Genomic DNA, 26,704 nt, shown 5'->3' on the forward strand with positions numbered 1-26,704 from the left:
TACACATTGAGCAGTGAATTTACCGGAGGCACCCTTGTCCCACTCCCGAATAACCCGTCGTTCCGCCCTGCTGGGCGTTGCATCCCTGATGGCGACCCCCGCCCTTGTTCGGGCCCAAAGCACGGACGCGTTTCCGGAGACAGAAGACGCGATCAGCACACAGTTACCGGTACGGCGCAATGTATCATCCTTCGCGCAACAAAACTGGCAGGATCACTTTGATGAGCTGGGCGTTGGCTGCCTGTTGGCCGACATTACCAGCCGCGCGGTTCACTATTGGGCGCCGGATGGCACCTATAAGCTGTACCCCAGCTCTGTGCCCATGAGCGAAGAGCTTACAAAACGCGGCTACACAAAAGTTGTACGCAAGACCGAATTTCCAAGCTGGACACCGACCGCCTCGATGCGCGAGCGTGACCCCAACCTGCCTATTCGGATGGAAGGTGGCGATCCAGGCAACCCGCTGGGAACGCGCGCCATGTATCTGGACTGGCCTGCTTATCTCGTCCACGGCACGCACGACACGCGCAAGATCGGTCGGCAGAGCTCGTCAGGATGCATTGGCCTGTATAACCAACACGTTGAAGAATTGTATCCACTGGTTAAGGTCGGCACACAGGTTCGTTTGGTCTAATTTACCAGCTTAGAAAAGCAAAAGCCCCGGTCATACGCCGGGGCTTTGATTTCTTGAGGAGCAGAGCATCATTCCGGCAGGATAACAGCGTCAACCACGTGGATCACGCCATTGCTGGCTTCGATATCCGCCTGTATGACCTTGGCGTCATTCACTTTGACGCCGTTTTTGGCATTCACGCTCAGCCGATCACCCTGTACAGTCAGAACCTTCGCGCGCTTGCCAGCTATGTCGCCGGACATCACCTTGGCTGGTACAACATGGTACGTAAGGATTGACACGAGTTGATCTTTGTTCTCCGGCAACAACAACGTTTCCACCGTGCCTTCGGGTAAAGCGGCAAACGCTTCGTCTGTTGGGGCAAAGACGGTGAATGGACCTTTTCCTTTCAGGGTATCTACCAAACCTGCAGCTTGAACTGCGGCAACCAACGTGTTGAACGATCCGGCCGCTACAGCGGTATCAACGATATCCGCAGCCTGCGCCTTGACCGGCATGGCAAATGCAAATGCGGCGGCGGCACCCATAAAAGTACGACGAAACATGGCTGTCTTCTCCTCTCCAGCTTGTTATGGAAAGGGGTACGGGGCTATCGTCACGCCGGATCAGTCTGAATTCATTTTTCTTTTAGCTGTACCCAGATGCTTTGAGCGCGCCCTTCAGCCAAAAAGGGGAAATTGGCGACGGCATCGGGTCGATCCTGTTGCAGGTAATATCCCGGCCAAAGCATTGAATATGCGCCAGATTGCAGCAAAGCGTGCAACATGTACTGCTCGCCCCAACCCGGACAGTCATAAAAGAACCGCTTGGGGTATTCGTAGGGCAGAAAAACATCGTGCACATGGATCACCACTCCGGGCTTCAGTGTCGGAATGATGCGGCAGAACAAGTGCGCGACGTCGTTGCTCATCCGAACAACATGGCTGGAGTCGATGAACAGGATGTCGCCGGCTTCCAGCTCTGAAAACAGCGCCGGGTCGGCGTCCTCCAGCCGTTTTTGTTCGAACCGATCAACAACTTGGGCGATGTCAGCGCGGGGATACGGATCAATTGCCGTAATGTTGGTGTCAAACCCGCCATCGATGACCGCCTGCCGGGTTACTCTGGTCGAGTTTCCGCATCCAACCTCAATCACCCGCCGGGGTTGAAAGCGTCGGATCATCAGATACAAGGCATCCGCGTCGGGGCTGTCGTAATAGCCGTTTCCAGCACGATAGCCGGTCTGATTGCGCTCAGGATCCTTCAGCGCGTCCAGCGCATGCTTATGCGCGGCGTATTCACTGACCAGTTGCGAAATATCAAACCCATCCATTCCCGGCGACAAAGCATAGACGGGGCGCGTCAGACCTCCGGCAGCCTCAAAAGCTTCCAGGCGTGTGCGCTCATCCTGTTCAGCGACCTTGTCGACCAGTTTCACACCCAGCTCATCCAGGGCGGCGTTGATCTGCGGGAATTTTCTGGGTTTCAAGTCGCTGGCTCCGTGGTCTTTGCTGCGTTATTCCATACCTTTGCTAGTCGTTCCTCTGCAAGGACAAGCCGGGCAAACCCTTGGCAAAAAGAAAATTTCCGTATTCACTGATCAAAATAACTACCGCGAGGGCCGCCATGCAGCAGGAATTCACGATCGGGATCGAAGAAGAATACCTTCTTGTAGACCGCGACAGCCTCCAATTGTCCGAAGCTCCCGAAGCGCTGATGGAAGCCTGTCAGAATGATTTCGAAGGACAGGTCAGCCCCGAATTCCTGCAATGTCAGATAGAAGTCGGCACCCGCCCGCATGCAACCGTTGCTTCGGCGCGCGAGGACCTGAAACGCCTGCGCTCCTGTGTATCGGAACGGGCTGCCGATTATAACCTGTCACCAATAGCCGTGTCGTGCCACCCTTTTGCGAACTGGAAGGATCAGCATCACACCCGAAAGGAACGCTATGATGCGCTGCAACACGCGCTTGGGGGCGTGGCCCGCCGGATGTTGATCTGCGGCATGCATGTTCATGTCGGGGTCGAAGACCGAGCCTTGCGTTCTGATCTGATGCCGCAATTGTCTTACTTCCTGCCGCATCTTCTGGCGTTGTCAACGTCCTCGCCTTTCTGGAACGGCGAGGATACGGGCCTGTCGTCGTACCGTCTGACCGTCTTTGACAATCTGCCACGTACCGGTCTGCCACCGGTCTTTGCAAGCTGGGGCGAATATGAGCGCACCACGGGTATTTTGATTGAACTTGGGGTCATCGAAGATACCACTAAGATCTGGTGGGACCTGCGCCCCTCGCATCGCTTTCCAACGCTTGAAACGCGGATTATGGATGTCCAGCCAAGGTTGGAACACACGCTTTCACTGGCCGCCCTTGTTCAGGCGTTGACCAGAATGTTGTGCCGCTTGAAAGATCGCAACTTGCGCTGGCGGCAATATGATCGCTTTCTGATAGGTGAAAACCGCTGGCGCGCGCAGCGATATGGTGTGGGCGAAGGATTGATCGATTTCGGCGATCGCTCGATCAAACCCATGTCCGACCTGATCGGTGATCTGATGGGATTGCTGGCCGAAGACGCCGAGGCACTGGGCACAATGTCGGAACTGGCCCGCCTGCGGCAGATCGCCGAAAACGGCACCTCGGCCACACGCCAGCGCCGCGTTCATGCCGAGGCTTCCGCGCGCGGGGAAGATCCTGGCAAGGCCGTCGTGCGCCACCTGATCGAAGAGTTCCACGCGGATCTTTAGACACTGGCGACAACAGTCCCCTGCCCAGAGCCATTGTTGAGCCTGCAAAATTTCTGTAAGAATTCAGAAATAAACAACTGTTCAATTCATTGCCGATGGGAGGGAGCGCCATGGATTTCGCACTCAGCGAGGAACAAACAGCCATTTTCGACATGGCACATGCCTTTGGTCAGGAACATATCGCCCCTTTTGCCCGGCAATGGGAGGCTGATGGAACGATCCCCAAAACCTTATGGCCCCAAATCGGAGAGCTTGGCTTCGGCGCCCTTTACGTGTCCGAGGCCAGCGGTGGGTCAAACCTGACCCGTCTGGATGCAACTCTGGTTTTTGAGGCCCTATCGATGGCCTGCCCGTCGGTCGCGGCGTTCCTGTCGATCCATAATATGTGCGCCAAGATGCTCGACAACTTTGCAGACGATGACCTCAAGGCGCGCATCATGCCCGATGTTCTGAGCTTGAAAACTGTGTTGAGTTATTGCCTGACCGAGCCCGGTTCTGGATCGGATGCGGCAGCGCTGAAAACACGCGCCGAACGGACCAACGAAGGCTATACGCTGAACGGAACAAAGGCCTTCATTTCAGGCGGCGGATATTCCGACGCTTACGTCTGTATGGTGCGTACCGGCCAGGACGGGCCCAAAGGAATTTCGACCGTTTACGTTGAAGACGGCACGCCCGGCCTCAGCTTTGGCGCGCTCGAGCAGAAGATGGGCTGGAAAAGCCAACCCACCGCGCAAGTTCAGTTCGACGATTGCAAGATACCGGCCGGAAACCTTGTGGGCACGGAAGGTGACGGATTCAAATATGCGATGATGGGGTTGGATGGCGGACGGCTTAACATTTCTGCCTGCTCGCTTGGGGCCGCTCAGGCCGGGCTGGATATGACGCTGCAATACATGTCCGAACGCAAGGCTTTTGGCCAGTCCATCGACCAGTTTCAGGCCCTTCAATTCCGTCTAGCGGATATGGAGATCGAATTGCAGGCCGCGCGTACGTTCCTTCGGCAGGCAGCCTGGAAGCTGGATCAGGGCGCGCCGGATGCCACGAAGTTCTGCGCCATGGCCAAGAAGTTCGTTACCGAGACTGGATCGAAAGTTGTGGACCAGTGCCTGCAATTGCATGGCGGTTATGGCTATCTTGCGGATTACGGCATCGAAAAGCTTGTGCGTGATCTTCGTGTGCACCAGATATTGGAAGGCACGAACGAGATCATGCGTGTGATTGTATCACGCCAATTGCTTGCCAATCGCTGAGGCACCCATGTCAGATATCGATATCCGCACCACAGGCCGTGCCGGGCGTATCACCCTGACCCGTCCTCATGCGCTGAACGCGATGACATATGACATGTGCATGGCTATCGACACAGCGCTGCGCAACTGGCGCGAGGACGATGAGATTGACCTGATCATCCTGGACGCCGAAGGGGAAAAGGCCTTCTGCGCGGGCGGTGATATTGCTGAACTTTATGAAACTGGAACCAAGGGCGATTTTTCTTACGGTCAGATATTCTGGCGTGACGAATACCGTCTGAATGCCCTGATCTTCGAATATCCAAAACCGGTCATCAGCTTTCTTCAGGGATTCGCGATGGGCGGCGGTGTTGGCATCGGATGCCATGGCAGCCATCGAGTTGTGGGAGAAAGCGCAAAGATTGCCATGCCAGAATGCTCCATCGGACTGGTGCCGGATGTCGGCGGCTCGTTGATGCTGGCCCTTGCACCTGGACGCGCGGGTGAGTTTCTGGGAACAACGGGCTATCGGATGGGGCCTGCGGATGCGATCTATGCAGGGTTTGCCGACCTTTTCATCCCGCAATCACAATGGTCCGATCTGATCGAGTTGCTCGAAGCCTCTGGAAACGCTGAACTGTTGGCTGACCACGCCGATACACCGACTGATGGTGAATTGGCGAACTTGCAGGCGCAAATCGATCAGCATTTTTCCGGTGAAACCCTTGGCGACGTTCTGAACAGTCTGCGCAGCGACGACAGTGAGTTTTCAGCGAAATCTCTGGGCATGCTGAGGAAAAACGCACCGCTTTCCGTGGCTTGCACAATCGAGGTTCTTCATCGCCTGCGCTCCCCTTCTCTGACCATACGCCGAGCTCTGGAGATGGAGTATCGTTTCACCCACCGCGCGATGGAGCATGGCGATTTTCTGGAAGGCATCCGCGCACAGATCATCGACAAGGATCGCAATCCGAACTGGCAGTTTCCTGACATGAACGTCCCTCTGGTGGCCGTGTCGAAAATGCTGCAGCCACTGGGTGCGGACGCCCTGACTTTCGAAGAGGATTAAGAGATGCAAATCGGTTTCATCGGACTGGGAAACATGGGCGCGCCAATGGCGGCCAATCTTGCAAAAGCCGGTCATCAGGTTATTGGCTTTGACACAGCAGGCGTGACGGTTGAAGGGGTAACTCAGGCCGCAACCGCTTCGGAAGCTGTTGCAACGGCCGATGCTGTCATCACGATGCTGCCAAACGGTGCGATTCTGAGGGCCGTTGCCGATCAGATCATTCCCGCAATGGCACAAGGTGCTGTGCTGATCGATTGCTCGACAGTTGATGTGGAAAGCGCTCGTGCAGTTGCCGATCAGGCCATCAACGCCGGACTGTTGTCCGTAGACGCGCCGGTTTCAGGCGGCATCGGTGGTGCTGCGGCTGGCACGCTGACCTTTATGGCTGGCGGATCAGAAGCCGCGTTTGCCAAGGCATCCCCTCTGTTCGACATCATGGGGCAGAAAGCTGTTCACTGTGGTGAGGCCGGTTCCGGTCAGGCTGCCAAGATCTGCAATAACATGATCCTTGGTGTCACCATGATTGCAACCTGTGAAGCCTTCGCATTGGCCGACAAGCTGGGTCTGGACCGGCAAAAGATGTTTGACGTGGTAAGTACGTCGTCCGGATACAGCTGGACGATGAACGCCTATTGCCCTGCCCCCGGTGTCGGCCCGCAAAGCCCTGCGGACAATGGGTACGCCCCCGGTTTCGCGGCCGAGCTGATGCTGAAGGACCTGCGCCTCAGCCAGCAGGCGGCAGAGAGTGCAGATGCAGATACGCCAATGGGTCAGGTTGCCACCGCGCTTTATGAGCAATTTGTCGAGAACGAAGATGGCAAGGGACGCGATTTCAGTGCCATGCTGCCACGGTTCGAAAAGCGCAGACGTGACTAAGACAACTGGCGGCATCTTGCCCAACGATTTGACAGATGTTGGGCAAGCGACCATCTAGGCAGTCATGAACAAAAGGCCCCGGCTGGCCAAATCGCAAAGGAAGGCGACATGACGAGATTTTTGGTGACGACGGCAACTCTGGCGGCTTTGGCCCTTTCCCCGATTGCCGCGGGTGCAAAGAACAAGGCCGGGCATTGCCCTCCGGGTCTGGCCAAGAAATCCGTTCCCTGTGTGCCGCCGGGTCAGGCAAAGAAAATCTATCGCGATGGTGACTTCATTACCAACGATTACCGCTGGATCAATGACCCCTATCGCTATGGGTTGAACCGAAACTACTCATATGTCCGTGCAGGTGACTACGTGTACCGGGTCGACCCCGAGACACGCAAAGTATTGAACCTGATTGGTGCGATCGCAGATATCCTGAACTGAGGCCGCGTCTGGGCACTTATTCTGCCGCGACGCGCGCCCCTTTCAGCATCGGCTTCAGGTATCGCCCGGTGTGGCTGCGTTCAACATCGGCTATGTCTTCCGGTGTTCCGGTGGCGACGATTTCGCCACCGCCATCACCACCTTCAGGCCCAATGTCGATGATATGATCCGCGGTTTTAACCACGTCCAGATTATGTTCAATCACCACGACCGTATTTCCTTGATCGACAAGTTCGTGCAGCACTTCCAACAGCTTGCGCACATCTTCGAAATGCAGACCTGTTGTCGGTTCGTCGAGAATATAGAGCGTTCGTCCGGTTGAACGCTTCGACAGCTCTTTGGACAGCTTTACCCGCTGCGCCTCGCCACCTGACAACGTCGTGGCTTGTTGACCCACCTTGATATAGCCAAGACCCACACGCGCAAGGGCGTCCATCTTGTCCCGGATTGAGGGCACGGCCTTGAAGAACTCCTGCGCATCTTCCACTGTCATATCAAGCACATCCGCGATGGATTTGCCCTTGAACTTGATCTCAAGCGTCTCGCGGTTATACCGCGCCCCCTTGCAAGTTTCGCAAGTCACGTAGACGTCAGGCAGAAAGTGCATCTCGATCTTGATGACACCGTCACCCTGACATGCCTCACACCGCCCGCCTTTGACGTTAAAGCTGAAGCGACCGGGTTTGTACCCGCGTGCCTTAGCCTCAGGCAGGCCGGCAAACCAATCTCGGATCGGGGTGAAGGCCCCGGTGTAAGTCGCCGGGTTTGAACGCGGCGTTCGCCCAATGGGGCGCTGGTCGATGTCGATGACCTTATCGAGGTGTTCCAGCCCCTTGATGGTTTCACAGGGTGCTGGTGTCTGACGCGCCCCGTTCAGCCGCATTGACGCGGTTTTGAACAATGTCTCGATCGTGAGGGTGGATTTACCCCCGCCCGACACACCGGTGACACAAACGAATTTGCCCAAGGGGAAGTCGGCTGTGACATTCTTCAAGTTGTTGCCCGTGGCTTTGACCACCGTGACTTTCTGCTTTTTGCCTTTACGGCGCTGCACCGGAACCGCGATTTCACGCGTTCCCGCAAGGTACTGCCCGGTAATAGAGGCCGCATCTGCCGCGATTTCCGCAGGCGTTCCGTGACTGACCACCTGCCCGCCATGTACGCCTGCCCCCGGACCGATGTCGAAAACATAGTCAGCTTCACGGATGGCTTCCTCGTCATGTTCTACAACGATCACCGTATTGCCCTGATCCCTCAGGTTCTTGAGCGTATCCAGAAGCCTGTCATTGTCACGCTGATGCAGTCCGATCGAGGGCTCATCCAGCACATAGAGAACCCCGGTCAGCCCCGAGCCGATCTGACTGGCCAGACGAATACGCTGGCTTTCGCCACCCGACAGTGTTCCGCTTGAACGGGACAGCGTAAGGTATTCCAAACCAACGTTATTCAGGAAACCAAGTCGCTCGCGAATTTCCTTGAGGATGGCGCGGGCAATTTCGTTTTTCTGGGCGCTCAGGTGGTTGGGCGCATCTTCGATCCACGCCAGAGCCTCACGGATCGACATCTGCACCACCTGCCCCACATGCAGCCCGGCGATCTTTACCGCCAGCGCTTCGGCCCGCAGCCTGTAGCCTTCGCAGGCGCCGCAGGGGCGATTGTTTTGATATCGTTCAAATTCCTCACGAATCCACGCGCTGTCAGTTTCGCGGTACCGCCGTTCCATATTCGGGATCACGCCTTCAAAACTGCGGGTCACTTGATAGACGCGCCCGCCTTCGTCGTACCGGAACAGAATTTCATCATCCCCGGACCCTCGCAGAAAGACCTCCTGCACATTTTTAGGCAGGTCTTTCCAGGGCGTGTTCTTGTCAAATTCGTAATGGCGCGCGATGGCCTCGATGGTTTGCAGGAAATATGGTGATTTGCCCTTGCGCCACGGGGCCAAAGCACCATCGTAGAGTTTCAGCGTCTGGTCCGGCACCACCAAGCGTTCATCGAAAAACAACTCGACCCCAAGACCGTCACAATCCGGGCAGGCACCGAATGGCGCGTTGAACGAAAACAGGCGTGGTTCGATTTCGGGAATGGTGAAACCGCTGACCGGGCAGGCAAAATTCTCGCTGAATGTGATGCGTTCCGGATCACCTTCACGCGGGGCAGTTTCCAAAATGGCAATCCCGTCCGCCAAGTCCAGAGCGGTGCGCAGGCTGTCGGCCAGGCGCGTTTCCATTCCTTCCCGTACAACCAGTCTATCAACAACCACATCGATATCGTGACGGAATTTCTTATCCAATACAGGCGGTTGATCCAGTTCGTAGAACTCTCCGTCCACCTTGACGCGTTGGAAACCCTGTTTGCGCAGCTCCAGGAATTCTTTTTTGTACTCACCCTTCCGGTCGCGCACGATGGGGGCCAGAAGATAGCCGCGTGTGCCGTCTTCCATTGCCATGATCCGGTCGACCATATCCTGCACTTGCTGCGCCTCAATCGGTTGCCCGGTGGCTGGGCTGTAGGGCGTTCCGGCGCGGGCAAACAGCAGACGCAGATAGTCATAGATTTCAGTTACCGTGCCCACAGTTGAACGCGGGTTCTTGGACGTCGTCTTTTGTTCAATCGAAATCGCCGGAGACAGGCCGCTTATATGGTCGACATCTGGCTTTTCCATCATATCCAGGAATTGCCGGGCATATGCCGAAAGGCTTTCGACATACCGGCGCTGGCCTTCGGCATAGATGGTATCAAACGCTAATGAGGACTTCCCCGAACCCGACAGTCCGGTGATGACCACCAACTGATCCCGAGGGATATCAACGTCTATACCTTTGAGGTTATGTTCGCGCGCGCCGCGCACCTCGATATTCTTCAGCTCAGCCATATGCGGCCCCCAACAAACAAGTGGTTAAGAGATAGGCGAGCCAGACCAAGACTCCAACAGAAAAGTTAGAACATTTAGTGAACAGTCGAAATTTCGCCGATTAGAACCTTCAATGATCAATGGATTGGGAAAAGGTGCCCGTAAAGGCGCAACCGTTGATCTGTTTGAGGAGGAAAATGGCGCGGTTGACGGGGCTCGAACCCGCGACCCCCGGCGTGACAGGCCGGTACTCTAACCAACTGAGCTACAACCGCGCATCTATTTTCGTGGCCTTTTGCCTGGACCAAGGTTGGCAGCGGTGGCGCGGTTGACGGGGCTCGAACCCGCGACCCCCGGCGTGACAGGCCGGTACTCTAACCAACTGAGCTACAACCGCCCGCTGCATGTTCATTGCTGAACGTTTGGGTGTATTATGGCTACGCTCGGGCAGCGTCAAGCGGCGTTTTCAAGTTTTTTGCCAGATTCCAGAATTTTGTATACGGCGCGATTTTTTGCGGATGCCACGGGTTCTATTTCCCTTGCAGCCAACCTTCGGGAAAGATATCACCCGGTCCCATGGGTGATTAGCTCAGTGGTAGAGCGCTTCGTTCACATCGAAGATGTCAGCGGTTCAAATCCGTTATCACCCACCATTTTCCAGATCACACCGATGCCCAAAATGAAACGCTGGTTTCATGCAGCGTCTTGGCGCTGCATGGTGCGGTCTTCACTACATCCCTCAACAAAAAAGGCGAAGCTATTGCTTCGCCTTTTTTTGATTTACCAAAGACTTAATGCGCGGTCGCGGAAGGTCCGGTATTACCGGGCGACGCGGCCGCCGCTGCTGCGGCCTCTTCCGCGGCTTCGTCCCATTCGATCGGTTCCGGTTTACGCACCAAAGCATGTTCCAGAACTTCCGAGACATGTTTGACCGGGATGATCTTCAGCCCTTCTTTGACGTTGTCCGGGATATCCGCGAGATCCTTTTCATTCTCTTCCGGGATCAAAACGGTCTTTATCCCACCACGCAGCGCGGCCAGCAGTTTTTCTTTCAATCCACCAATCGGCATCGCATTCCCGCGCAGTGAGACTTCGCCGGTCATAGCAATGTCTTTCCGAACCGGAATACCGGTCAGAACCGAGACAATCGACGTGACCATGGCCAGACCAGCCGATGGGCCATCCTTGGGTGTCGCGCCATCCGGCACGTGAACGTGAATGTCGATCTTGTCAAACTGCGGCGGCTTTACCCCGATCTGAGGTGAAATCGAACGCACATAGGACGAAGCGGCGTCGATGGATTCCTTCATCACATCGCCCAGCTTACCGGTCGTCTTCATCCGCCCTTTGCCGGGCAGTTTCAACGCTTCGATATGCAACAGGTCGCCACCCACTGACGTCCAGGCAAGACCGGTGACAACACCAACCTGATCGTCCTGCTCGGCCAGGCCATAACGGAATTTCGGCACACCCAGGAAATCTTGCAGGTTTTCGGGTGTGACCTTAACGGTTTCCGCGTCCTTCTTGATGATCTTGGTCAGCGACTTGCGCGCAACCTTGGCGATTTCACGTTCAAGGTTCCGTACGCCCGCCTCACGGGTATAGGTGCGGATGATCTTTTGCAGCGCCTCATCGGTCAGTTCGAATTCCTTGGCTTTCAAACCATGGTTCTTGACCTGTTTGCTGATCAGGTGCTGCTTGGCGATCTCACGCTTTTCGTCCTCGGTGTAACCGGCCAACGGGATGATCTCCATCCGGTCAAGCAGGGGCCCGGGCATGTTGTAGCTGTTCGACGTGGTCAGAAACATCACGTTGGACAGGTCATATTCAACCTCAAGATAATGGTCCATGAACGTGTTGTTCTGTTCGGGGTCCAGCACCTCAAGCATCGCTGATGCAGGGTCACCCCGAAAATCCTGTCCCATCTTGTCGATTTCATCCAACAAAATCAGCGGGTTCGTGGTCTTCGCTTTCTTCAACGCCTGAATGATCTTGCCGGGCATCGAGCCAATATAAGTCCGACGATGGCCCCGGATCTCGGATTCGTCGCGAACACCACCCAATGAGATGCGAATGAACTCGCGCCCGGTTGCCTTCGCAACCGACTTACCCAGCGAAGTCTTACCCACGCCCGGAGGACCGACAAGGCACAGAATCGGCCCTTTCAGCTTTTTCGAGCGCTGTTGAACCGCAAGGTATTCAACGATCCGTTCCTTGACCTTCTCAAGCCCATAATGGTCGGCGTCCAGAATCTCCTGCGCGCGGCCCAGATCCTTTTTGACACGGGACTTGGTGCCCCAAGGCAGAGCAAGAATCCAATCCAGATAGTTGCGCACAACTGTGGCTTCGGCCGACATGGGCGACATGTTCTTGAGCTTCTTAAGCTCACCCTCGGCCTTTTCCCGCGCTTCTTTCGACAGCTTGGTCTCGGCGATTTTGGCTTCCAGTTCAGCAACTTCGTTGCTGCCGTCCTCACCATCGCCAAGTTCCTTCTGAATGGCCTTCATCTGCTCATTCAGATAATATTCACGCTGCGTCTTCTCCATCTGGGATTTGACGCGGGTCTTGATCTTCTTCTCGACCTGCAGAACAGACATCTCGCCCTGCATCAGGCCATAGACTTTCTCAAGCCGCTCGCTGACGCTGAGAGTTTCCAGAAGCTCCTGCTTTTGTTCGACTTCGATGCCCAGATGCCCCGACACAAGGTCAGCCAGCTTCGCAGGCTCGGTTGTATCGCCCACTGCGGTCAGTGCCTCTTCGGGGATGTTCTTGCGCACTTTGGCGTAACGCTCGAACTCGTCCGCGACAGTGCGCAACAGTGCTTCGGTCGTGGTGACGTCGCCGGGAATTTCGGTCAGGTATTCCGCGCGGGCTTCGAAGAACTCTTCGTTCTCCAGAAACTCGGTGATCTGAACGCGCGCCTGCCCTTCGACCAGCACTTTTACCGTGCCATCGGGCAGCTTCAGCAGTTGCAGCACATTTGCCAGAACGCCGGTGCGGTAGATGCCTTCTTCATCCGGATCGTCAACGCCGGGATCGATCTGGCTGGACAATAGAATTTGCTTGTCATCCTGCATCACCTCTTCCAGCGCGCGGACCGATTTGTCACGGCCTACGAAAAGCGGCACGATCATATGTGGGAACACCACAATATCGCGCAGCGGCAGGACGGGGTAGGAGGAATTCAGAGGCTCTTGCATGCTCTATCCTTATCATTGGCAAGACGGCGCTTGTCCCTCATCGAGGCAACATTTGTCCGTCTCCTGTCTTGGACGATAAAGGTGGGGCCTCATCGCCCATTTTCAACCTTACCGCCATGTATCACCAATCAGAATGAACCGAGGTTTGGCGGACTGCAAGGCGTGCCGGGAACATATCCACCAAAATAGTAGAATACGCCCCGGTCTTGCGCGATCAGTCGCCAGAAAACAGCCCTGCTGTGCAGAATTGCCCGTTTTCGCCTTAGAGGGGGCAAAACATCACAGCGGTTCGATATCCCCCTGCGCGCGCTGCGCGTGGAAATCGGCTTGCCAGACTTCGAACGCGCCCGCGGCAATCGCGTCGCGCATGCCGGCCATGATCTCCTGAAAATAATGCAGGTTATGCCATGTCAGCAACATGCCGGAAATCATCTCATTCGCACGGAACACGTGGTGCAGGTAAGCGCGGGAATAATTCGAACAAGCCGGGCAAGTGCAGCGTTCGTCCAGCGGCCGCGGATCGTCTGCGTGACGGGCATTCTTGATGTTCACCACACCGTAACGGGTGAAAACCTGCCCTGTACGCCCGGACCGCGAGGGCAACACACAGTCCATCATGTCGATCCCGCGGGCAACAGCACCGACGATATCGTCGGGTTTGCCAACGCCCATCAGATAGCGCGGCTTGTCCGATGGCAGGAAATCGGGGGCATAATCGAGGCAAGAGAACATGGCCTCCTGCCCTTCGCCGACGGCCAGGCCACCAACTGCGTAGCCTTCGAAACCGATAGATTTCAACGCCTCGGCGCTTTCTTCGCGCAGGTCTTTTTCCAGCCCACCCTGCATGATGCCAAACAGCGCATGCCCCGGACGATCGCCAAACGCATCGCGCGACCGTCCGGCCCAACGCATCGACAGGCGCATCGACTCGGCAATGCGGTCACGATCCGCTGGCAGCGCAGGGCATTCATCGAAACACATGACAATATCCGAGCCCAACAGGCGCTGGATCTCCATCGACCGTTCCGGCGTCAATTCGTGCTTTGACCCGTCAATATGGGATTTGAAGGTTACGCCCTTTTCAGTCAGCTTGCGCAAACCGGCCAGCGACATGACCTGAAATCCGCCGGAATCTGTCAGAATGGGCCGATCCCAGTTCATGAACTTGTGCAGTCCACCCAGTCGATCAATACGCTCAGCGGTCGGACGCAGCATCAGGTGATAGGTGTTCCCCAGCAGGATGTCTGCCCCCGTCGCGCGAACGCTTTCCGGCATCATCGCCTTGACCGTTGCCGCAGTGCCAACCGGCATAAAGGCAGGCGTTCGCACGTCGCCGCGCGGTGTGCTGATCACACCGGTCCGGGCTTTGCCGTCTGTGGCTTTCAGATCAAAAGAAAACTGTTGGGTCATGTCATCGCCTCGGGTCGCCGAACCGGGCAGGCTTTGCCCGATCCGTTCGGTCTTTGCAACCCGTCAGGGTAGCGAGGCAACACGGTCTGTAAACAGTTGAACAACCCCTGCCCCATCCACGTCGCGGCAGACCCGAACTGCGGGACGTTCCGGATCAGGTCGCGTCGCACCCTTCTGGTCGCCTTCGGTGACAACCCGCAGACCCGTTTCGACCATGTCAAACATAGCACCATGAGAACAAGCAATCACAGCCGTCGAATCGTGCAGGCCGCAGCCCTCCAGACCACCGACGTCCTTGTAGAACTTCAGGTAAAAGCGAGAGATATCTCGCAGAAAGGACCCCATGTCAGGTGATCGCATTGCCAGGCTTTCGAAATCTGCAGTCTCGTAGAGCGTTTTCAGCGTGACATCCAAGCCGACCAGTACGGTTTCCGGCGGTGTGGCAAAGACCTCTTCAGCGGCAATCGCATCATGATAGATGTTGGCCTCGGCATGTACTGTAATATTACCAGGGCAGTACACCGCCCCGCCCATGATCACCAAACGCCCCAGATTGTCGGCGAATTCCGGATCCAGACGAATGGCGTTGGCGATGTTGGTCAGGGGGCCCACGGCGCACACCACCAGCTCTTTCTTGTGGGTTCGCGCCATATCAACCAGAAATTCAGCAGCTGGCAGGGCGTGGTTGCTTCCAATTTCGGGAATTTCAGTCAGGTCACCGAATCCTTCGGGACCATGCACATGTTCGGAGGGTGAATGCGTATCGGCACCCAGGGCAACCGCAGCCCCTTCAGCGACAGGCAGATCCAGACCCAGCTTATCAAGCAGGAACCGGGCATTGCGGCTGGATTGATGAACATGCGTGTTTCCGAACACGGTGGTCAGGCCGATCAGCTCGATCTCGGGCGCTGCGGCGGCATAGGCGATTGCCATGGCATCATCGATGCCAGGATCTGTATCGATTATCAGTTTCATCCAAGCCCGATACCGCAAACAATTAGGGATGCAAAGCGGTCACAGCACTATTTTTCGATACAGCGTTTTACTATTGGAGCATTTTCATGGGGCTGCTTTCCACTCATACCAGAGTTGAAATCGGGCGACTCAATCGCCACATGTATACTATAGTACACAAAAACAAGAGGACAGTATGACCGAAGACCAAATCATCGGATTGCTTTCGTCAAACATCATTTACCTGCTGGCTGCGGTGCTGGTAATTGTTATAATTTTCAAGGGCATCAAGATTGTGCCTCAGTCCGAAAAATACGTAGTTGAACGGTTTGGGCGCCTGCATTCCGTGCTTGGCCCCGGCATCAACTTTATTGTCCCGCTACTGGACATTGCGCGTCACAAGATCTCGATCCTGGAACGCCAGCTGCCAAACGCGACGCAGGACGCAATCACCAAGGACAACGTTCTGGTGCAGATCGATACATCGGTCTTCTACCGTATTCTCGAACCTGAAAAGACGGTCTACCGAATTCGCGACGTAGATGGCGCGATTGCCACCACTGTCGCCGGGATCGTTCGCGCCGAGATTGGTAAGATGGATCTGGATGAGGTTCAGTCGAACCGGTCCCAACTGATCACGCGTATTCAGGAAAGCGTTGAAACAGCTGTCGATGACTGGGGTATCGAAGTCACCCGCGCCGAGATTCTGGACGTAAATCTGGATCAGGCCACCCGTGACGCCATGCTGCAACAGCTGAACGCCGAACGAGCCCGCCGCGCACAGGTGACAGAAGCCGAGGGCAAGAAGCGCGCAGTCGAGCTGCATGCCGACGCCGAGCTTTATGCGGCGGAACAAACCGCCAAGGCGCGGCGCATTCAGGCCGAAGCCGAAGCTTATGCCACAGGTGTGGTCGCCAAGGCCATTCAGGATAACGGCATCGAAGCTGCTCAGTATCAGGTTGCCTTGAAACAGGTTGAAGCCCTGAACGCGCTTGGAAACGGTACTGGCAAGCAAACCATTGTTGTGCCTGCCAACGCACTGGAAGCCTTTGGTGACGCGTTCAAAATGTTAAAAGGAGGAAAGTGATGGCTGACCCCTTCTGGTTGACCTGGTGGATCTGGCTGGCCGCCGCATTGGCGCTGGGTATCCTTGAGATTTTCCTGCCCGGTTTCATCTTTCTGGGCTTTGCAATCGGAGCCGCAGTCACGGGGCTTATCCTTGCCGTACCCGGAATGGCTCTGTCTTTGAATGTATTGGCGCTGATCTTTGCAGTGATGTCACTGATTGCATGGCTTGTTTTGCGGAAACTGTTTGCGTTGCCGAACGGTCAGGTCAAAACTTTCAACCACGACATCAACGACTAAATTGCCGCGGCGCCCCAATCGGCGCCGCTGCCCTACTGGACCCTGTTGCTCCTATTCCCTATATAATCGCTCAGGCAACTGACCCGAGGCAAAGATGACTCATCCGAGCGAACAGTTTGAAGGCACACCGCTGATTGCGCCGTCAACCATTGAGCACCCCCTGTACGAGCCCGTGGTCGAAGCGTGTCGCACGGTCTACGATCCGGAAATCCCGGTGAACATCTATGACCTCGGCCTGATCTACACGATCGACATTTCCACGGACAACGCCGTGAAGGTGATCATGACACTGACAGCACCCGGTTGCCCTGTTGCCGGCGACATGCCCGGATGGATCATGGAAGCGATCGAGCCTGTTGCAGGCGTCAAAGAGGTTGACGTGGAACTGACCTGGGAGCCGCCCTGGGGTATGGAAATGATGTCAGACGAAGCGCGTCTGGAACTAGGATTTATGTAGGCACCTGCCACAGTTTCCCGGGTATTTGTCACAAAACATTGGCGTTTTTGTTACCTGCTCGTGCTGTCCCTGTCACAATGATGCGGGAAAAGACCTGCGGACGGCACCAATCAGTGTCGCGCCTCGGGCCAGACATGATTTGACCGCCCCCCCCCCGAGTTCCGGCCCCGAAACACGGACCGTTCTTGCCCGAGAACGGTCCTTTTTCTTATCCAAACCACCAAACGTCGGGTAATCAGTTCAAATTGCAAGTCTTTTTGATCTCCGCAGATCTGGCGTCAAGTTGATTGATGTAGTCCCCCGATAGCATTTGCAGCCGTTTGTGTTCCGTTCCTGTGACCAACCCCAAAAGTGCCCCGGCAGGAGTAATGGCGGCAACACTTTCCAACTGTTGGTCCTGCGCGTGCTTTTTCTCGGCCGCGATGGCGCGCAAATCGCCCTCGGCGGTCGCGCAGTTTACCGGATGCCTCTCTCCATCATTGGTGGCCGCCGCATCATCCGGAACAAACAGAAGAACTGCAATGGTAAGCACCGCGCGCATCAAGATCGAATTAACAATCGCCTGTAAATCATTCACAATAATATCCTTTCCGATAGTATATCAAAGCAAACCGAATTAACGGCTGACCAACTTGAACCCATTCAGTTCCACGGTCTCACAGTTGGATATCTTCAGCGAACCCATTCTGAATGCCGGGTTGTTTCATCCGGATAAAACTCTTTATAACACACCGTCTTGAGCCTTGACCTCCTGAGCCCTAAATTAAACGCAACGCGCGACAACGGAGACTTACATGTTCGGCATTCCCGGCAAACAGGCTGTGACCATGACACCTAAAGCCGCAGAACAAATCACCCGCCTGATGAACTCGGGTGGCCACGCTGGCTTGCGCATTGGCGTCAAGAAAGGCGGCTGTGCAGGCATGGAATACACCATGGAATATGTCGATCAGGCTGATCCGCATGATGAAGTTGTCGAACAGGATGGAGCACGCGTCATGATCGCGCCAATGGCGCAGATGTTCCTGTTCGGGACTGAAATCGATTACGAGGTGTCGTTGCTGGAATCAGGTTTCAAGTTCAAGAATCCGAATGTTGTCGACGCCTGCGGTTGCGGTGAATCCATCAAATTCGATGAAAGCATCACGCAGCAATCCTAGTTTGCGCCGGATAATCCCGTGACACGGGCCCGACCGAACGCCGTATTGTCGATCATAGCGCTTGAACCCACCCGATCCGTGGAATTGTAAGATCGCGTCGACAATGCTATCCGCATCCTAAATCATCGAATGATCAGGGAGATACGGGTATGCGGCGCAGGCTTGCGGCAGGAAACTGGAAAATGAACGGAACCGGTGCTGCGCTGAGCGAGCTTGAAGCACTGTGCAAGTCTCACCCAGACGCTTCGGTCGATATACTCATCTGCCCTCCGGCAACATTGCTCAGCCGTGCCGCAGACACCGTACGCGGGTCAGCAGTCACCGTTGGTGGGCAGGATTGTCACGCGGCAAGCGCGGGCGCGCATACAGGCGATATCAGCGCCGAGATGCTGCTGGACGCGGGCGCGACGTCAGTCATCCTGGGTCATTCCGAACGTCGCGTAGACCATGAAGAGCATGACGAGGATATACGCGCCAAGGCCCGTGCAGCGATGGACGCGGGGTTAAAAGCGATCATTTGCGTAGGCGAAAGTCTGGAGCAACGCGAGGCGGCCAACACGCTCGACATAATCGGCGGTCAGATGTCGGGGTCGATCCCGGATCAGGCAACCGGCGAGAACCTGATCATTGCTTATGAGCCGATCTGGGCCATCGGCACCGGCAAGGTTCCGACGCTTGATGAGATTGGGGAAGTTCACGACTTCATCCGCGCCCGGCTAGAGCGCCGCTTTGGCGAAGGTGTGGGCCGCTCTGTCCGTCTTCTGTATGGTGGGTCGGTCAAACCCTCCAACGCGGCGGAGATCTTTGCGGTTTCAAATGTCGATGGTGCGCTTGTGGGTGGCGCCAGCCTGAAGGCCGGGGATTTCACGGGCATTATTCAGGCGCTGGAGAGCGTCTAGGATTCGCCTTTACTCGGCAATATCTTCGGCCCAAAGCTCTGGCTTTTCTTCGATGAACCGCTGCATCAGTGCGATGCAGTCAGGATCGTTGGCTATCACCACCTCGACACCGCGTTCGCGCAGGAAGTCTTCGTTGCCACCAAAGTTCTGGGTATCGCCGATCACCACACGCGGGATACCAAACTGAACGATAGTGCCCGAGCACATCATGCAAGGTGACAACGACGTGTAAAGAACCGTATCCCGATAGGTTTTCTGACGTCCCGCTTTGCGCAAGGCATCCATTTCGCCATGTGCGATCGGATCCCCGCCCTGCACACGTTGATTACGCCCTTGTGAAACAATATCGCCACCCCGCGCCAGAACTGACCCGATCGGGCATCCACCTTCGTCAAACCCGGCTTTGGCCTCGTCATAAGCAACGCGTAGCAGGCGCTTGTCGGTCTCGGTCAGCATTCCGGTCTCCATTTCCCGTGTTTCCTGAACCCTGCCCAAGCGCAATAGCTTGGTCAATAAAGGGCTCATGCCAGCTTCATCAAGATAAGACCTGACACGATAAGAAGGGCCGCGAGAATCCGCGCAGGGCTTAGGGCTTCGCCCAGAAACAGGATGCCGACACAGAACGCCCCCACTGCCCCGATACCCGTCCAGATGGTGTAAGCCGTGCCTAATGGCAGGTCGCGCATCGCCAGCGCCAACAGGCCGAAAGACCCGATCATCGAAAGAGCCATCAAGGCCGTAGGCCACAATCGGGTGAAACCAGCCGATTGCTTCATCGCTACAGCCCAGACGATTTCCAACAGGCCAGCAAAAAGAAGAAAGATCCAGGGCATATGACAACCTCGTATTCGTTCGGGTCGTCCCGAAAGATGTCCCATTATGGGGAGGTCGTCCTCTGAACCCGAGTTAAGCACTTGATGCCGGGGTTCAAGATACGAAAAAACCGGGCAGTCGAAACCGCCCGGCTACGTACATCGTCAAACCACTTAATTGGTTATGATTTCCGGGCCCATGAAAGTGTTGGGCAGGAATGTCGAGATCCACGGTATATACGTCACCATAATCAGGAAGACGAAGAGAACAGCGAGGAACGGCAGCGCTGCCCTAACAACGCTCATCATCGGCATACCTGCAACGCCCGAGGTTACGAACAGGTTTAGACCAACCGGAGGCGTGATCATTCCGATTTCCATGTTCACCACCATAATGATGCCCAGATGGATCGGATCGATGCCCAACTCGATGGCAATCGGGAACACCAGCGGTGCGACGATCACCAACAGGCCCGACGGCTCCATAAACTGACCACCGATCAGCAGGATCACGTTCACAACGATCAGGAACGCCACCGGCCCTAGCCCTGCGGTCAGCATCGCTTCGGCGATATGCTGCGGCACCTGTTCGTCCGTCAGAACATGCTTAAGGATCAGCGCGTTGGCGATCACGAACAACAGCGTCACCGTCAGCTTGCCCGCCTCGAACAGTGTATGCTTGGTATCGGGGTGAAAGAACGCCGTGACCAACGCGTAAGGCTTTTTCAGCAGCGGCAGGTTCTGTGCGTCCCCTTCCGTACTCAGCGGCCCCATGTCCTTGTAGACGAAACTGGCGATGAAAAAGGCATAGACGGCAGCAACCGCGGCAGCCTCGGTCGGGGTAAAGATACCCCCATAAATGCCACCCAGAATGATAACGATCAGGAACAGGCCCCAACCGGCCTCGCGGGCCGAGGTAAAGACCTCACCCCACCCCTTCCATTCACCCTTGGGCAGGTTCTTGACCTTTGCAATGACATAAATGGTGATCATCAGCATGAAACCAGCCATCAGACCGGGAATAACGCCAGCCAGAAACATGCGCCCAACTGAAACTTCGACGGCGGCGGCATACACAACCATCACGATGGACGGTGGGATCAGGATGCCCAGCGTACCCGCGTTACAGATCACACCGGCGGCAAACTCTTTGGAATACCCAACCTGGCGCATACCTGCGATGACGATCGACCCGATAGCTACAACCGTGGCCGGGGACGATCCTGACAACGCGGCAAACAGCATACAAGCAAACACACCCGCAATCGCCAGACCGCCGGGCAGATGCCCTACGCAAGCAATCGAGAAACGGATGATCCGGCGCGCCACACCGCCCGTCGTCATGAAGGACGAGGCGAGAATGAAGAACGGGATCGCCAACAGGGTGAAATGCCCCTCGAACGCCTCAAACAGCGTGCCTGCGACTGAAGCCAGCGAACTGTCGGAATAGATCAGCAGGAACAGGGTCGAGCTGAGGCCAAGTGCAACCGCAATCGGAACGCCGATCAGCAGCAGGCCGATGACCATCGAGAAAAGAAGGATAACGTCCATCAGTCATGCACCCCTTGTTGTGCGCGGACTTCCTCAATCTCGTCCTCGACTTCGTGGCTGGCGACAAGGCGATCGGTCTCACCACGCCAAATTTGAACGGCGACCTGCGTAAACCGGATCACGAGCAGCAGCATGGATACCGGCAGAACCAGGTAAGGTACGACCTTGGGCAGTTTTTCATACCCCTCGCCATAGTTGATCAGGTCTTCCAGAAAGCGCAGCGGCGCGACCATGGGGATGTCGTCTACCTCGTAGAAACTCTGGCTGCGTGCGCCGAAATCAAACCCGGTAGGGAACCAGCGGCCCGATGTTGGCGGCAGATCTGCAAAGACGGCCCAATAATCATATGCCCCTTTGAGCATCAGCAGAGAAAACACCAGACAGCATCCAACCGAGACCAGCGCCATTAGGCGCCTCGGTGCTGGCGCCAGCATGTTCAGGATTGCATCCACGCCCAGATGAGCATGTTTCTTGACTGCGTAAGACGCGCCCAGCAGCACCAGCCAGCCAAACGTGAACACTGTCAACTCAAGTGCCCATAGGATATTGGAATTAAAGACAAACCGCGCAATCACGTTGGCAAAAGTAACGACCGTCATAAGGCCCAAAAGCAACGCGATCAGGGTTTCTTCGATATGGTCGATCAGCCCGCCCTGGCCGGAGTTCGCACCAGACATCTTTCAGTCCCCGCATTTTATTGAAGAGAGAGTTGAGAATGGGGCGGGCCATTTCAGCCCGCCCGGCCTGCGCGTCGAATACTCCCCAGTCCCCGGACGCGCGGTCTTTGACCGGATCAGAACCCGGCGTTGATGGCCTGTGCCGCGTCGATCTTGTCCTGACCCACGTCACCGGCGAATTTGTCCCAAACCGGTTTCATCGCGTCGACCCAGGCCTGACGCTGTTCAGGGGTCAGTTCACGGATGACGCCGCCTGCATCGATGATCGACGCTTTGGCCGCTTCGTTCACAGCAAAGGCTTCTTTGTTCCGGGTCTCTGTAACTTCGGCCAGAATAGTCAGGAACTGATCCCGCACCGCCGGATCAAGACTGTCCAGCCAATCCACCGATGTCACGACCAGATAGTCGATGATGCCGTGGTTGGTTTCGGTGATACCGTCCTGCACCTCAAAGAACTTCTTGCCGTAGATGTTCGACCAAGTGTTCTCCTGCCCGTCCACAACGCCCTGTTGCAGCGCGCCATACACTTCCGAGAATGCCATTTTCTGCGGGCTACCACCGATGGCTTCCATCTGTGCCACCAGCACATCTGACGACTGCACGCGGAACTTCAGACCGTTTGCATCCGACGGATCAACCAAAGCCTTGTTGGCCGACATCTGCTTCATGCCATTGTGCCAGAACGCCAGACCTTGCAGGCCACGACGCTGCATGCTGTCTTTCATCGCCTGCCCCTCGGCCGAGGCCTGGAACGCGTCTACAGCGTCGACATTCTTGAACATGAACGGCAGGTCAAACAGGCGGAACTGTTTGGTGAACTTCTCGAATTTCGACAGCGAGGGCGCGGCCAGCTGCACGTCGCCCTGCAACATCGCTTCGAGAACTTTGTCATCGTTGTAGAGAGTCGAGTTCGGGTAGACCTCAACACACATCGTGCCGTTCATTTCATCGTTGACCCGCTGTTCCAGCAGCGAGGCCGCGATGCCTTTGGGGTGTTTGTCGGTGTTCGTCACATGCGCGAACTTAACGACGATTTCGCCTTCATCGCATGCAGCCATACCAGCCGTTGCGGTTACCGTCAGAGCAAGCGCAGTTGCTGCCGTTGTCAGAAGCTTCATCTGATATCCTCCCAGAGTTCTTTGAAACTTGCAGTCGACGCTGGGTAAGCGCCGTATGGTGTGCAGTGAAGCGACTCAGGGTAAAGCACACAACTTTTGACTGCGATTACAGGAAATGTCTGATTACCTGTTTGATACCAAGGCGTTACATCTTTGCTGGTTCGGGTTCTGCACTTCACAGTTCTGAGCCGTGCGAAAACTCGCACATTCTCAGAGAGGCTTGTGCGGATTTCCGCACAAATTTCGAATCAGTTCATCCGAATCAGATGCGCCATTCCGGTTCCTGCTTATCTGCGGTAATCCTCGGGACGAATCTGATAGCGCGCCAGCTTGTCGTAAAAGGTCTTGCGCGGCAGCTTCAGCGCCTTGGCCGCATCTGACGCTTTTCCATTGTGGCGGCCCAAAGCTGCAATCAACAAGGATCGTTCAACCCGCGCCATCTGTTCGCTCAACCCCAGATCCGTTGCCTGCGTAACCTCCTCGGGCATTCCAAGAACAAACCGCATTGCTGCTGACATCAGAGAACGGGCGTTGCCCGGCCAATCGCTGGCCATCAAGGCCGCCAGATGTTCAGACGAAATCTCGGGAATTGCGATGCCTGCCTGCTCGGCCGCTTGCGCCACATAGTGGCGAAAGATGACCGGAATGTCGTCGGGGCGTTCCGCCAGTGAAGGAACACGCACCCGCATTACATCCAAACGATAAAACAGATCAGCGTTGAACCGCCCTTCCGAACTTAACGCGGATAGGTCGGCGGTTGTTCCTGCAATAATACGCCCCCCCGGACCGCGCTCGATGATCTCCAACGCCGCAAACTGCGTGGCTTGGGGCATGGCGGACACTTCGTCCAGAAACAGGGAACCACCCACGGCATCGCCGCAGCTTCGGGCAAGATCATCGGGGCTTAGACTTGAAGCCGGACGTTTGACAAAAGGCCCCTGACCAGCGGGTGACATCAGGTGAACCACTTCGGCCACTTTGGATATGCCGCTGCCCGGTGGGCCTGTAACAAGAACTTCGGCCCCTGTCGGTGCGACGGTCCGCACGCGGTCCCGCAGCGCTTCGGCTTGCGGAGACAGACCAAAAAGCAAACGTGCTGCCGGGTCCCCCCTTTCAAGTTCGGATTTTAAGGCGCGCTGTTCCAACACTTGGGTGCGGGCTGCGAATGCGCGTTCAAGAACGTCCATCAGGTCAGACGCAGCGCAGGGTTTCTCGAGAAAATCGAACGCTCCTTTTCCCATGGCTTCCACGGCCATTGGGATATCACCTTCTCCGGTCAAAAGGATCACCGGAAGCTCGGGGTCGATTTCCCGAGCATACGCCAACAAGTGGAAGCCATCCCGCCCAGGCATTCGAATGTCCGAAATAATCACACCAGGGAAATCCCGCCGAATATGATCCTTGGCCGCCACAAAAGAACCGGCTGTTGTCGGTGCATAATCCGCCAGTTCAATGGTTTGCGCCAATGCCTCGCGAACAGCCGCGTCATCATCGACCAAGAGAACCCTGCGCATCATGCTGCCTCTTCTTTTCCATAGGGCTCCAACTCGACAGTAAACACTGCGCCATCAGCCGTGTTTGCTCCACGGATTTCACCCCCAAAGCTTTGAACAAGACCATATGATATTGAAAGACCAAGCCCCAGACCTTCAGAGGATCCTACGCTTTTGGTCGAATAAAACGGCTCGAACACCCGGTCGGGGTCTTCGATCCCCGGTCCGGTATCCTGCACAGAAACGCGCAACCGGTCTTCTTCGTGCATCACAATCGAAATGTACCGCTTGGGTCTCCCCAGCATCGCATCCGCCGCGTTATTGATCAGATTAACAAAGACCTGCACCAAGCGGACTTCACCCCCCCAAACATAAACCGCAGCCTGTCCCGGTTCCCATTCCAGCGTCACATCATCGTCACGCAATCGGGTTTCGGTCAATTCGACGGCAGTTTTCAGAACCTGCACCAGATCGACCCGGCCCATCGGTTCGCTTTCGTTGCGGGCAAACGCGCGCAGGTTCTTGATGATCCGGGCCATGCGGGCGGCCATTTCCGAAATACGCCCAAGGTTTTCGCTGGCCCTGTCGCCTTTGCCGCGTTCAAGAAAGGCCGTACCATTGTCGGCGAACTGCTGGATTGCCATCAACGGTTGGTTGAGTTCGTGGCTGATCCCCGCCGACATCTGCCCCAACGCGCTGAGCTTACCTGCCTGCACCAGCTCTGCCTGCGCTTTTTTCAGTGCTGCTTCGGCCTCCTGACGCTCTGCAACTTCGCGGCGCAATGCGGTGTTTGCTTGGGTCAAAGCACGGGTACGCTGCGCCACCCGGCTTTCCAGAACCGTGTTGGCATTCGCCAGCGTCCGTCGCCGTTCCATCGCAAGATACAGCATCGCGCCAAACGCCAGGCAGATCGCTGCGACCGCCGCCGCCTGCAACCCGGCAAGTCGCCGGGCCGGGGCCACGTCCACCAAAACCTCGGCGGTCATATCGATCACAGGCAATTCAAGCGTTAGGTGCAACGCATCGCGTGGCAAATACCGCCCCCAGTTCAGCCGCCACAATTCATGCTGGCCGACCCGCGTCGCGGCAAAATCCACCGAGGCACCCTCTGGCGGTGTCAGCCCGGACTGGCCAACCTCGCGGCTCCAGAACAGCAAGTCCGACCGGTTTGAGATGAAGACGACGCCGTCAGAATCAACAAAGAAAACGGCTTCGGTACTGCCCCGCCAAGTTTGTTCAATATCCTGGACATCGGCAACCACCATCACTGCACCTTCGACTTGCCCGGAGGCGGCAAAAGTCGGAGCGGCATAGGAATATATCCGGTCGCCACTGTCCGGAGCTACCTCATGCGCTGTGCCAGCCGCACCCTGCATGGCGCGCCTGAACGCTGGATGTGCGGACATGTCTCGCTGTGCCACTGGCTGTGCGGCGACCAGAACCCGACCGCTGCGATCCAGGTACATCATGTTGACGGCCGCTGTCTTGTCGGCAACGTCCAGCAACATCGCTTGCGCGTCATGTATTTGTGTCGGTGTATCCAACGCGTGCAAGGCGGGATGTGTCGCCATCAGAACCGCCAGTTCCTGGTAGACCTGCATCTGGGTGCTGAGCCGATCCGCCGCCAGTTCAAGGTCGGCTTCGGCCTTGTCGCTTAGCTGAGACAGCGCCTGACGATAGCCATAAGACCAAACAAAACCTGACAGCAGCCCGACAGCGGACAAAAAACCGGCAATGATCCAAACTCTCTGCATAGACAGGGTCTTGCATTCAACGCGGCTCGTGGCAAG

The 26,704-nt window shown here is 56.2% G+C and carries 25 protein-coding genes and 3 tRNA genes; 12 read left to right on the forward strand and 16 right to left on the reverse strand.

The features are described from left to right. Nucleotides 1–88 precede the first annotated feature (88 nt). On the forward strand, nt 89–634 hold the full coding sequence (locus ACR0DY_RS02350) for a L,D-transpeptidase (protein ID WP_480486475.1): 546 nt from the start codon (nt 89–91) through the stop codon (nt 632–634). A gap of 68 nt (nt 635–702) precedes the next feature. Here the strand turns inward: ACR0DY_RS02350 and ACR0DY_RS02355 are convergent, their stop codons facing one another. Both ACR0DY_RS02355 and ACR0DY_RS02360 read right to left on the reverse strand, forming a co-directional pair. Beyond that, nucleotides 703–1,179, reverse strand: a complete 477-nt coding sequence (locus ACR0DY_RS02355) for a fasciclin domain-containing protein (RefSeq protein WP_480485754.1) — start codon at nt 1,177–1,179, stop codon at nt 703–705. A gap of 71 nt (nt 1,180–1,250) precedes the next feature. Next, entirely contained in the window at nt 1,251–2,102 is an 852-nt protein-coding gene (locus ACR0DY_RS02360) for a class I SAM-dependent methyltransferase (protein WP_480545613.1), read from the reverse strand. A 137-nt stretch (nt 2,103–2,239) separates the two neighbouring features. Between ACR0DY_RS02360 and ACR0DY_RS02365 the strand changes: the two genes are divergently transcribed. From ACR0DY_RS02365 to ACR0DY_RS02385, 5 genes are all read left to right on the forward strand, one after another. Further along, on the forward strand, nt 2,240–3,355 hold the full coding sequence (locus ACR0DY_RS02365; protein WP_480545614.1) for a carboxylate-amine ligase: 1,116 nt from the start codon (nt 2,240–2,242) through the stop codon (nt 3,353–3,355). A gap of 110 nt (nt 3,356–3,465) precedes the next feature. Then, on the forward strand, nt 3,466–4,608 hold the full coding sequence (locus tag ACR0DY_RS02370; RefSeq protein WP_209596109.1) for an acyl-CoA dehydrogenase family protein: 1,143 nt from the start codon (nt 3,466–3,468) through the stop codon (nt 4,606–4,608). Nucleotides 4,609–4,615: 7 nt separating this feature from the next. Then, nucleotides 4,616–5,656: a 3-hydroxyisobutyryl-CoA hydrolase gene (locus ACR0DY_RS02375; protein WP_480481117.1), complete on the forward strand. Its 1,041-nt coding sequence runs from the start codon at nt 4,616–4,618 to the stop codon at nt 5,654–5,656. Between the two features lie 3 nt (nt 5,657–5,659). Continuing rightward, nucleotides 5,660–6,532: a 3-hydroxyisobutyrate dehydrogenase gene (mmsB, locus tag ACR0DY_RS02380; RefSeq protein ID WP_480485760.1), complete on the forward strand. Its 873-nt coding sequence runs from the start codon at nt 5,660–5,662 to the stop codon at nt 6,530–6,532. A gap of 108 nt (nt 6,533–6,640) precedes the next feature. Further along, nucleotides 6,641–6,964 carry a hypothetical protein gene (locus ACR0DY_RS02385; protein ID WP_480481119.1) on the forward strand — a complete coding sequence of 108 codons (324 nt, stop codon included), beginning with the start codon at nt 6,641–6,643 and terminating at the stop codon, nt 6,962–6,964. A gap of 16 nt (nt 6,965–6,980) precedes the next feature. On the opposite strand, the gene uvrA is transcribed toward ACR0DY_RS02385, so the two are convergent. The 3 genes from uvrA to ACR0DY_RS02400 form a co-directional block, all read right to left on the reverse strand. Continuing rightward, nucleotides 6,981–9,839, reverse strand: coding sequence for an excinuclease ABC subunit UvrA (gene uvrA, locus ACR0DY_RS02390; protein ID WP_480481120.1), 2,859 nt, complete (start codon nt 9,837–9,839; stop codon nt 6,981–6,983). A 177-nt stretch (nt 9,840–10,016) separates the two neighbouring features. Beyond that, a tRNA-Asp gene (locus ACR0DY_RS02395) sits at nt 10,017–10,093 on the reverse strand. A 45-nt stretch (nt 10,094–10,138) separates the two neighbouring features. Further along, nucleotides 10,139–10,215, reverse strand: a tRNA-Asp gene (locus ACR0DY_RS02400). Between the two features lie 181 nt (nt 10,216–10,396). On the opposite strand from ACR0DY_RS02400, the gene ACR0DY_RS02405 reads away from it, so the two are divergent. After that, nucleotides 10,397–10,471, forward strand: a tRNA-Val gene (locus ACR0DY_RS02405). Between the two features lie 138 nt (nt 10,472–10,609). Here the strand turns inward: ACR0DY_RS02405 and lon are convergent. The 3 genes from lon to ACR0DY_RS02420 form a co-directional block, all read right to left on the reverse strand. Then, a complete protein-coding gene (lon, locus tag ACR0DY_RS02410; RefSeq protein ID WP_480537778.1) occupies nt 10,610–13,018 on the reverse strand; it encodes an endopeptidase La in 2,409 nt (802 codons plus the stop codon). 279 nt (nt 13,019–13,297) lie between these two features. Beyond that, nucleotides 13,298–14,428 carry a tRNA guanosine(34) transglycosylase Tgt gene (gene tgt / locus ACR0DY_RS02415; RefSeq protein ID WP_480545616.1) on the reverse strand — a complete coding sequence of 377 codons (1,131 nt, stop codon included), beginning with the start codon at nt 14,426–14,428 and terminating at the stop codon, nt 13,298–13,300. Between the two features lie 63 nt (nt 14,429–14,491). Next, complete coding sequence (locus ACR0DY_RS02420) at nt 14,492–15,403, reverse strand: nucleoside hydrolase (protein ID WP_480537774.1); 912 nt, start codon at nt 15,401–15,403, stop codon at nt 14,492–14,494. Nucleotides 15,404–15,578: 175 nt separating this feature from the next. Here ACR0DY_RS02420 and ACR0DY_RS02425 point away from each other — a divergent pair, with 175 nt between their 5' ends. The 3 genes from ACR0DY_RS02425 (at nt 15,579) to ACR0DY_RS02435 (ending at nt 17,204) form a co-directional block, all read left to right on the forward strand. Further along, nucleotides 15,579–16,469 carry an SPFH domain-containing protein gene (locus tag ACR0DY_RS02425; protein WP_480472533.1) on the forward strand — a complete coding sequence of 297 codons (891 nt, stop codon included), beginning with the start codon at nt 15,579–15,581 and terminating at the stop codon, nt 16,467–16,469. Continuing rightward, on the forward strand, nt 16,469–16,747 hold the full coding sequence (locus ACR0DY_RS02430) for an NfeD family protein (RefSeq protein ID WP_267364499.1): 279 nt from the start codon (nt 16,469–16,471) through the stop codon (nt 16,745–16,747). The genes ACR0DY_RS02425 and ACR0DY_RS02430 overlap by 1 nt, the downstream gene beginning before the upstream one ends. Before the next feature lie 94 nt (nt 16,748–16,841). Next, nucleotides 16,842–17,204 (forward strand): SUF system Fe-S cluster assembly protein, encoded by a 363-nt coding sequence (locus ACR0DY_RS02435; protein ID WP_209504059.1) that lies wholly within the window; start codon nt 16,842–16,844, stop codon nt 17,202–17,204. Between the two features lie 235 nt (nt 17,205–17,439). Here the strand turns inward: ACR0DY_RS02435 and ACR0DY_RS02440 are convergent, their stop codons facing one another. Continuing rightward, on the reverse strand, nt 17,440–17,781 hold the full coding sequence (locus tag ACR0DY_RS02440; RefSeq protein ID WP_480537771.1) for a hypothetical protein: 342 nt from the start codon (nt 17,779–17,781) through the stop codon (nt 17,440–17,442). A 217-nt stretch (nt 17,782–17,998) separates the two neighbouring features. Between ACR0DY_RS02440 and ACR0DY_RS02445 the strand changes: the two genes are divergently transcribed. Both ACR0DY_RS02445 and tpiA read left to right on the forward strand, forming a co-directional pair. Beyond that, complete coding sequence (locus ACR0DY_RS02445) at nt 17,999–18,364, forward strand: HesB/IscA family protein (RefSeq protein ID WP_480485772.1); 366 nt, start codon at nt 17,999–18,001, stop codon at nt 18,362–18,364. A 149-nt stretch (nt 18,365–18,513) separates the two neighbouring features. Then, nucleotides 18,514–19,263, forward strand: a complete 750-nt coding sequence (gene tpiA / locus ACR0DY_RS02450; RefSeq protein WP_480537770.1) for a triose-phosphate isomerase — start codon at nt 18,514–18,516, stop codon at nt 19,261–19,263. 9 nt (nt 19,264–19,272) lie between these two features. Here the strand turns inward: tpiA and ACR0DY_RS02455 are convergent, their stop codons facing one another. From ACR0DY_RS02455 to ACR0DY_RS02485, 7 genes are all read right to left on the reverse strand, one after another. Then, entirely contained in the window at nt 19,273–19,788 is a 516-nt protein-coding gene (locus ACR0DY_RS02455) for a nucleoside deaminase (protein ID WP_267364504.1), read from the reverse strand. Further along, nucleotides 19,785–20,096: a DMT family transporter gene (locus ACR0DY_RS02460; RefSeq protein WP_480481130.1), complete on the reverse strand. Its 312-nt coding sequence runs from the start codon at nt 20,094–20,096 to the stop codon at nt 19,785–19,787. The genes ACR0DY_RS02455 and ACR0DY_RS02460 overlap by 4 nt, the downstream gene beginning before the upstream one ends. 153 nt (nt 20,097–20,249) lie before the next feature. After that, nucleotides 20,250–21,626 (reverse strand): TRAP transporter large permease, encoded by a 1,377-nt coding sequence (locus ACR0DY_RS02465; protein WP_480485777.1) that lies wholly within the window; start codon nt 21,624–21,626, stop codon nt 20,250–20,252. Then, nucleotides 21,626–22,303: a TRAP transporter small permease gene (locus ACR0DY_RS02470; protein ID WP_209504065.1), complete on the reverse strand. Its 678-nt coding sequence runs from the start codon at nt 22,301–22,303 to the stop codon at nt 21,626–21,628. The genes ACR0DY_RS02465 and ACR0DY_RS02470 overlap by 1 nt, the downstream gene beginning before the upstream one ends. A 116-nt stretch (nt 22,304–22,419) precedes the next feature. Beyond that, nucleotides 22,420–23,421 (reverse strand): DctP family TRAP transporter solute-binding subunit, encoded by a 1,002-nt coding sequence (locus ACR0DY_RS02475; RefSeq protein WP_209504066.1) that lies wholly within the window; start codon nt 23,419–23,421, stop codon nt 22,420–22,422. Nucleotides 23,422–23,708: 287 nt separating this feature from the next. After that, a complete protein-coding gene (locus tag ACR0DY_RS02480; protein ID WP_480897760.1) occupies nt 23,709–24,938 on the reverse strand; it encodes a sigma-54-dependent transcriptional regulator in 1,230 nt (409 codons plus the stop codon). Then, nucleotides 24,935–26,668 carry a sensor histidine kinase gene (locus ACR0DY_RS02485; protein WP_480897762.1) on the reverse strand — a complete coding sequence of 578 codons (1,734 nt, stop codon included), beginning with the start codon at nt 26,666–26,668 and terminating at the stop codon, nt 24,935–24,937. Before ACR0DY_RS02485 ends, ACR0DY_RS02480 begins: the two co-directional genes overlap by 4 nt. Nucleotides 26,669–26,704 lie beyond the last annotated feature (36 nt).

The organism is Ruegeria sp. O6 (assembly GCF_056535045.1).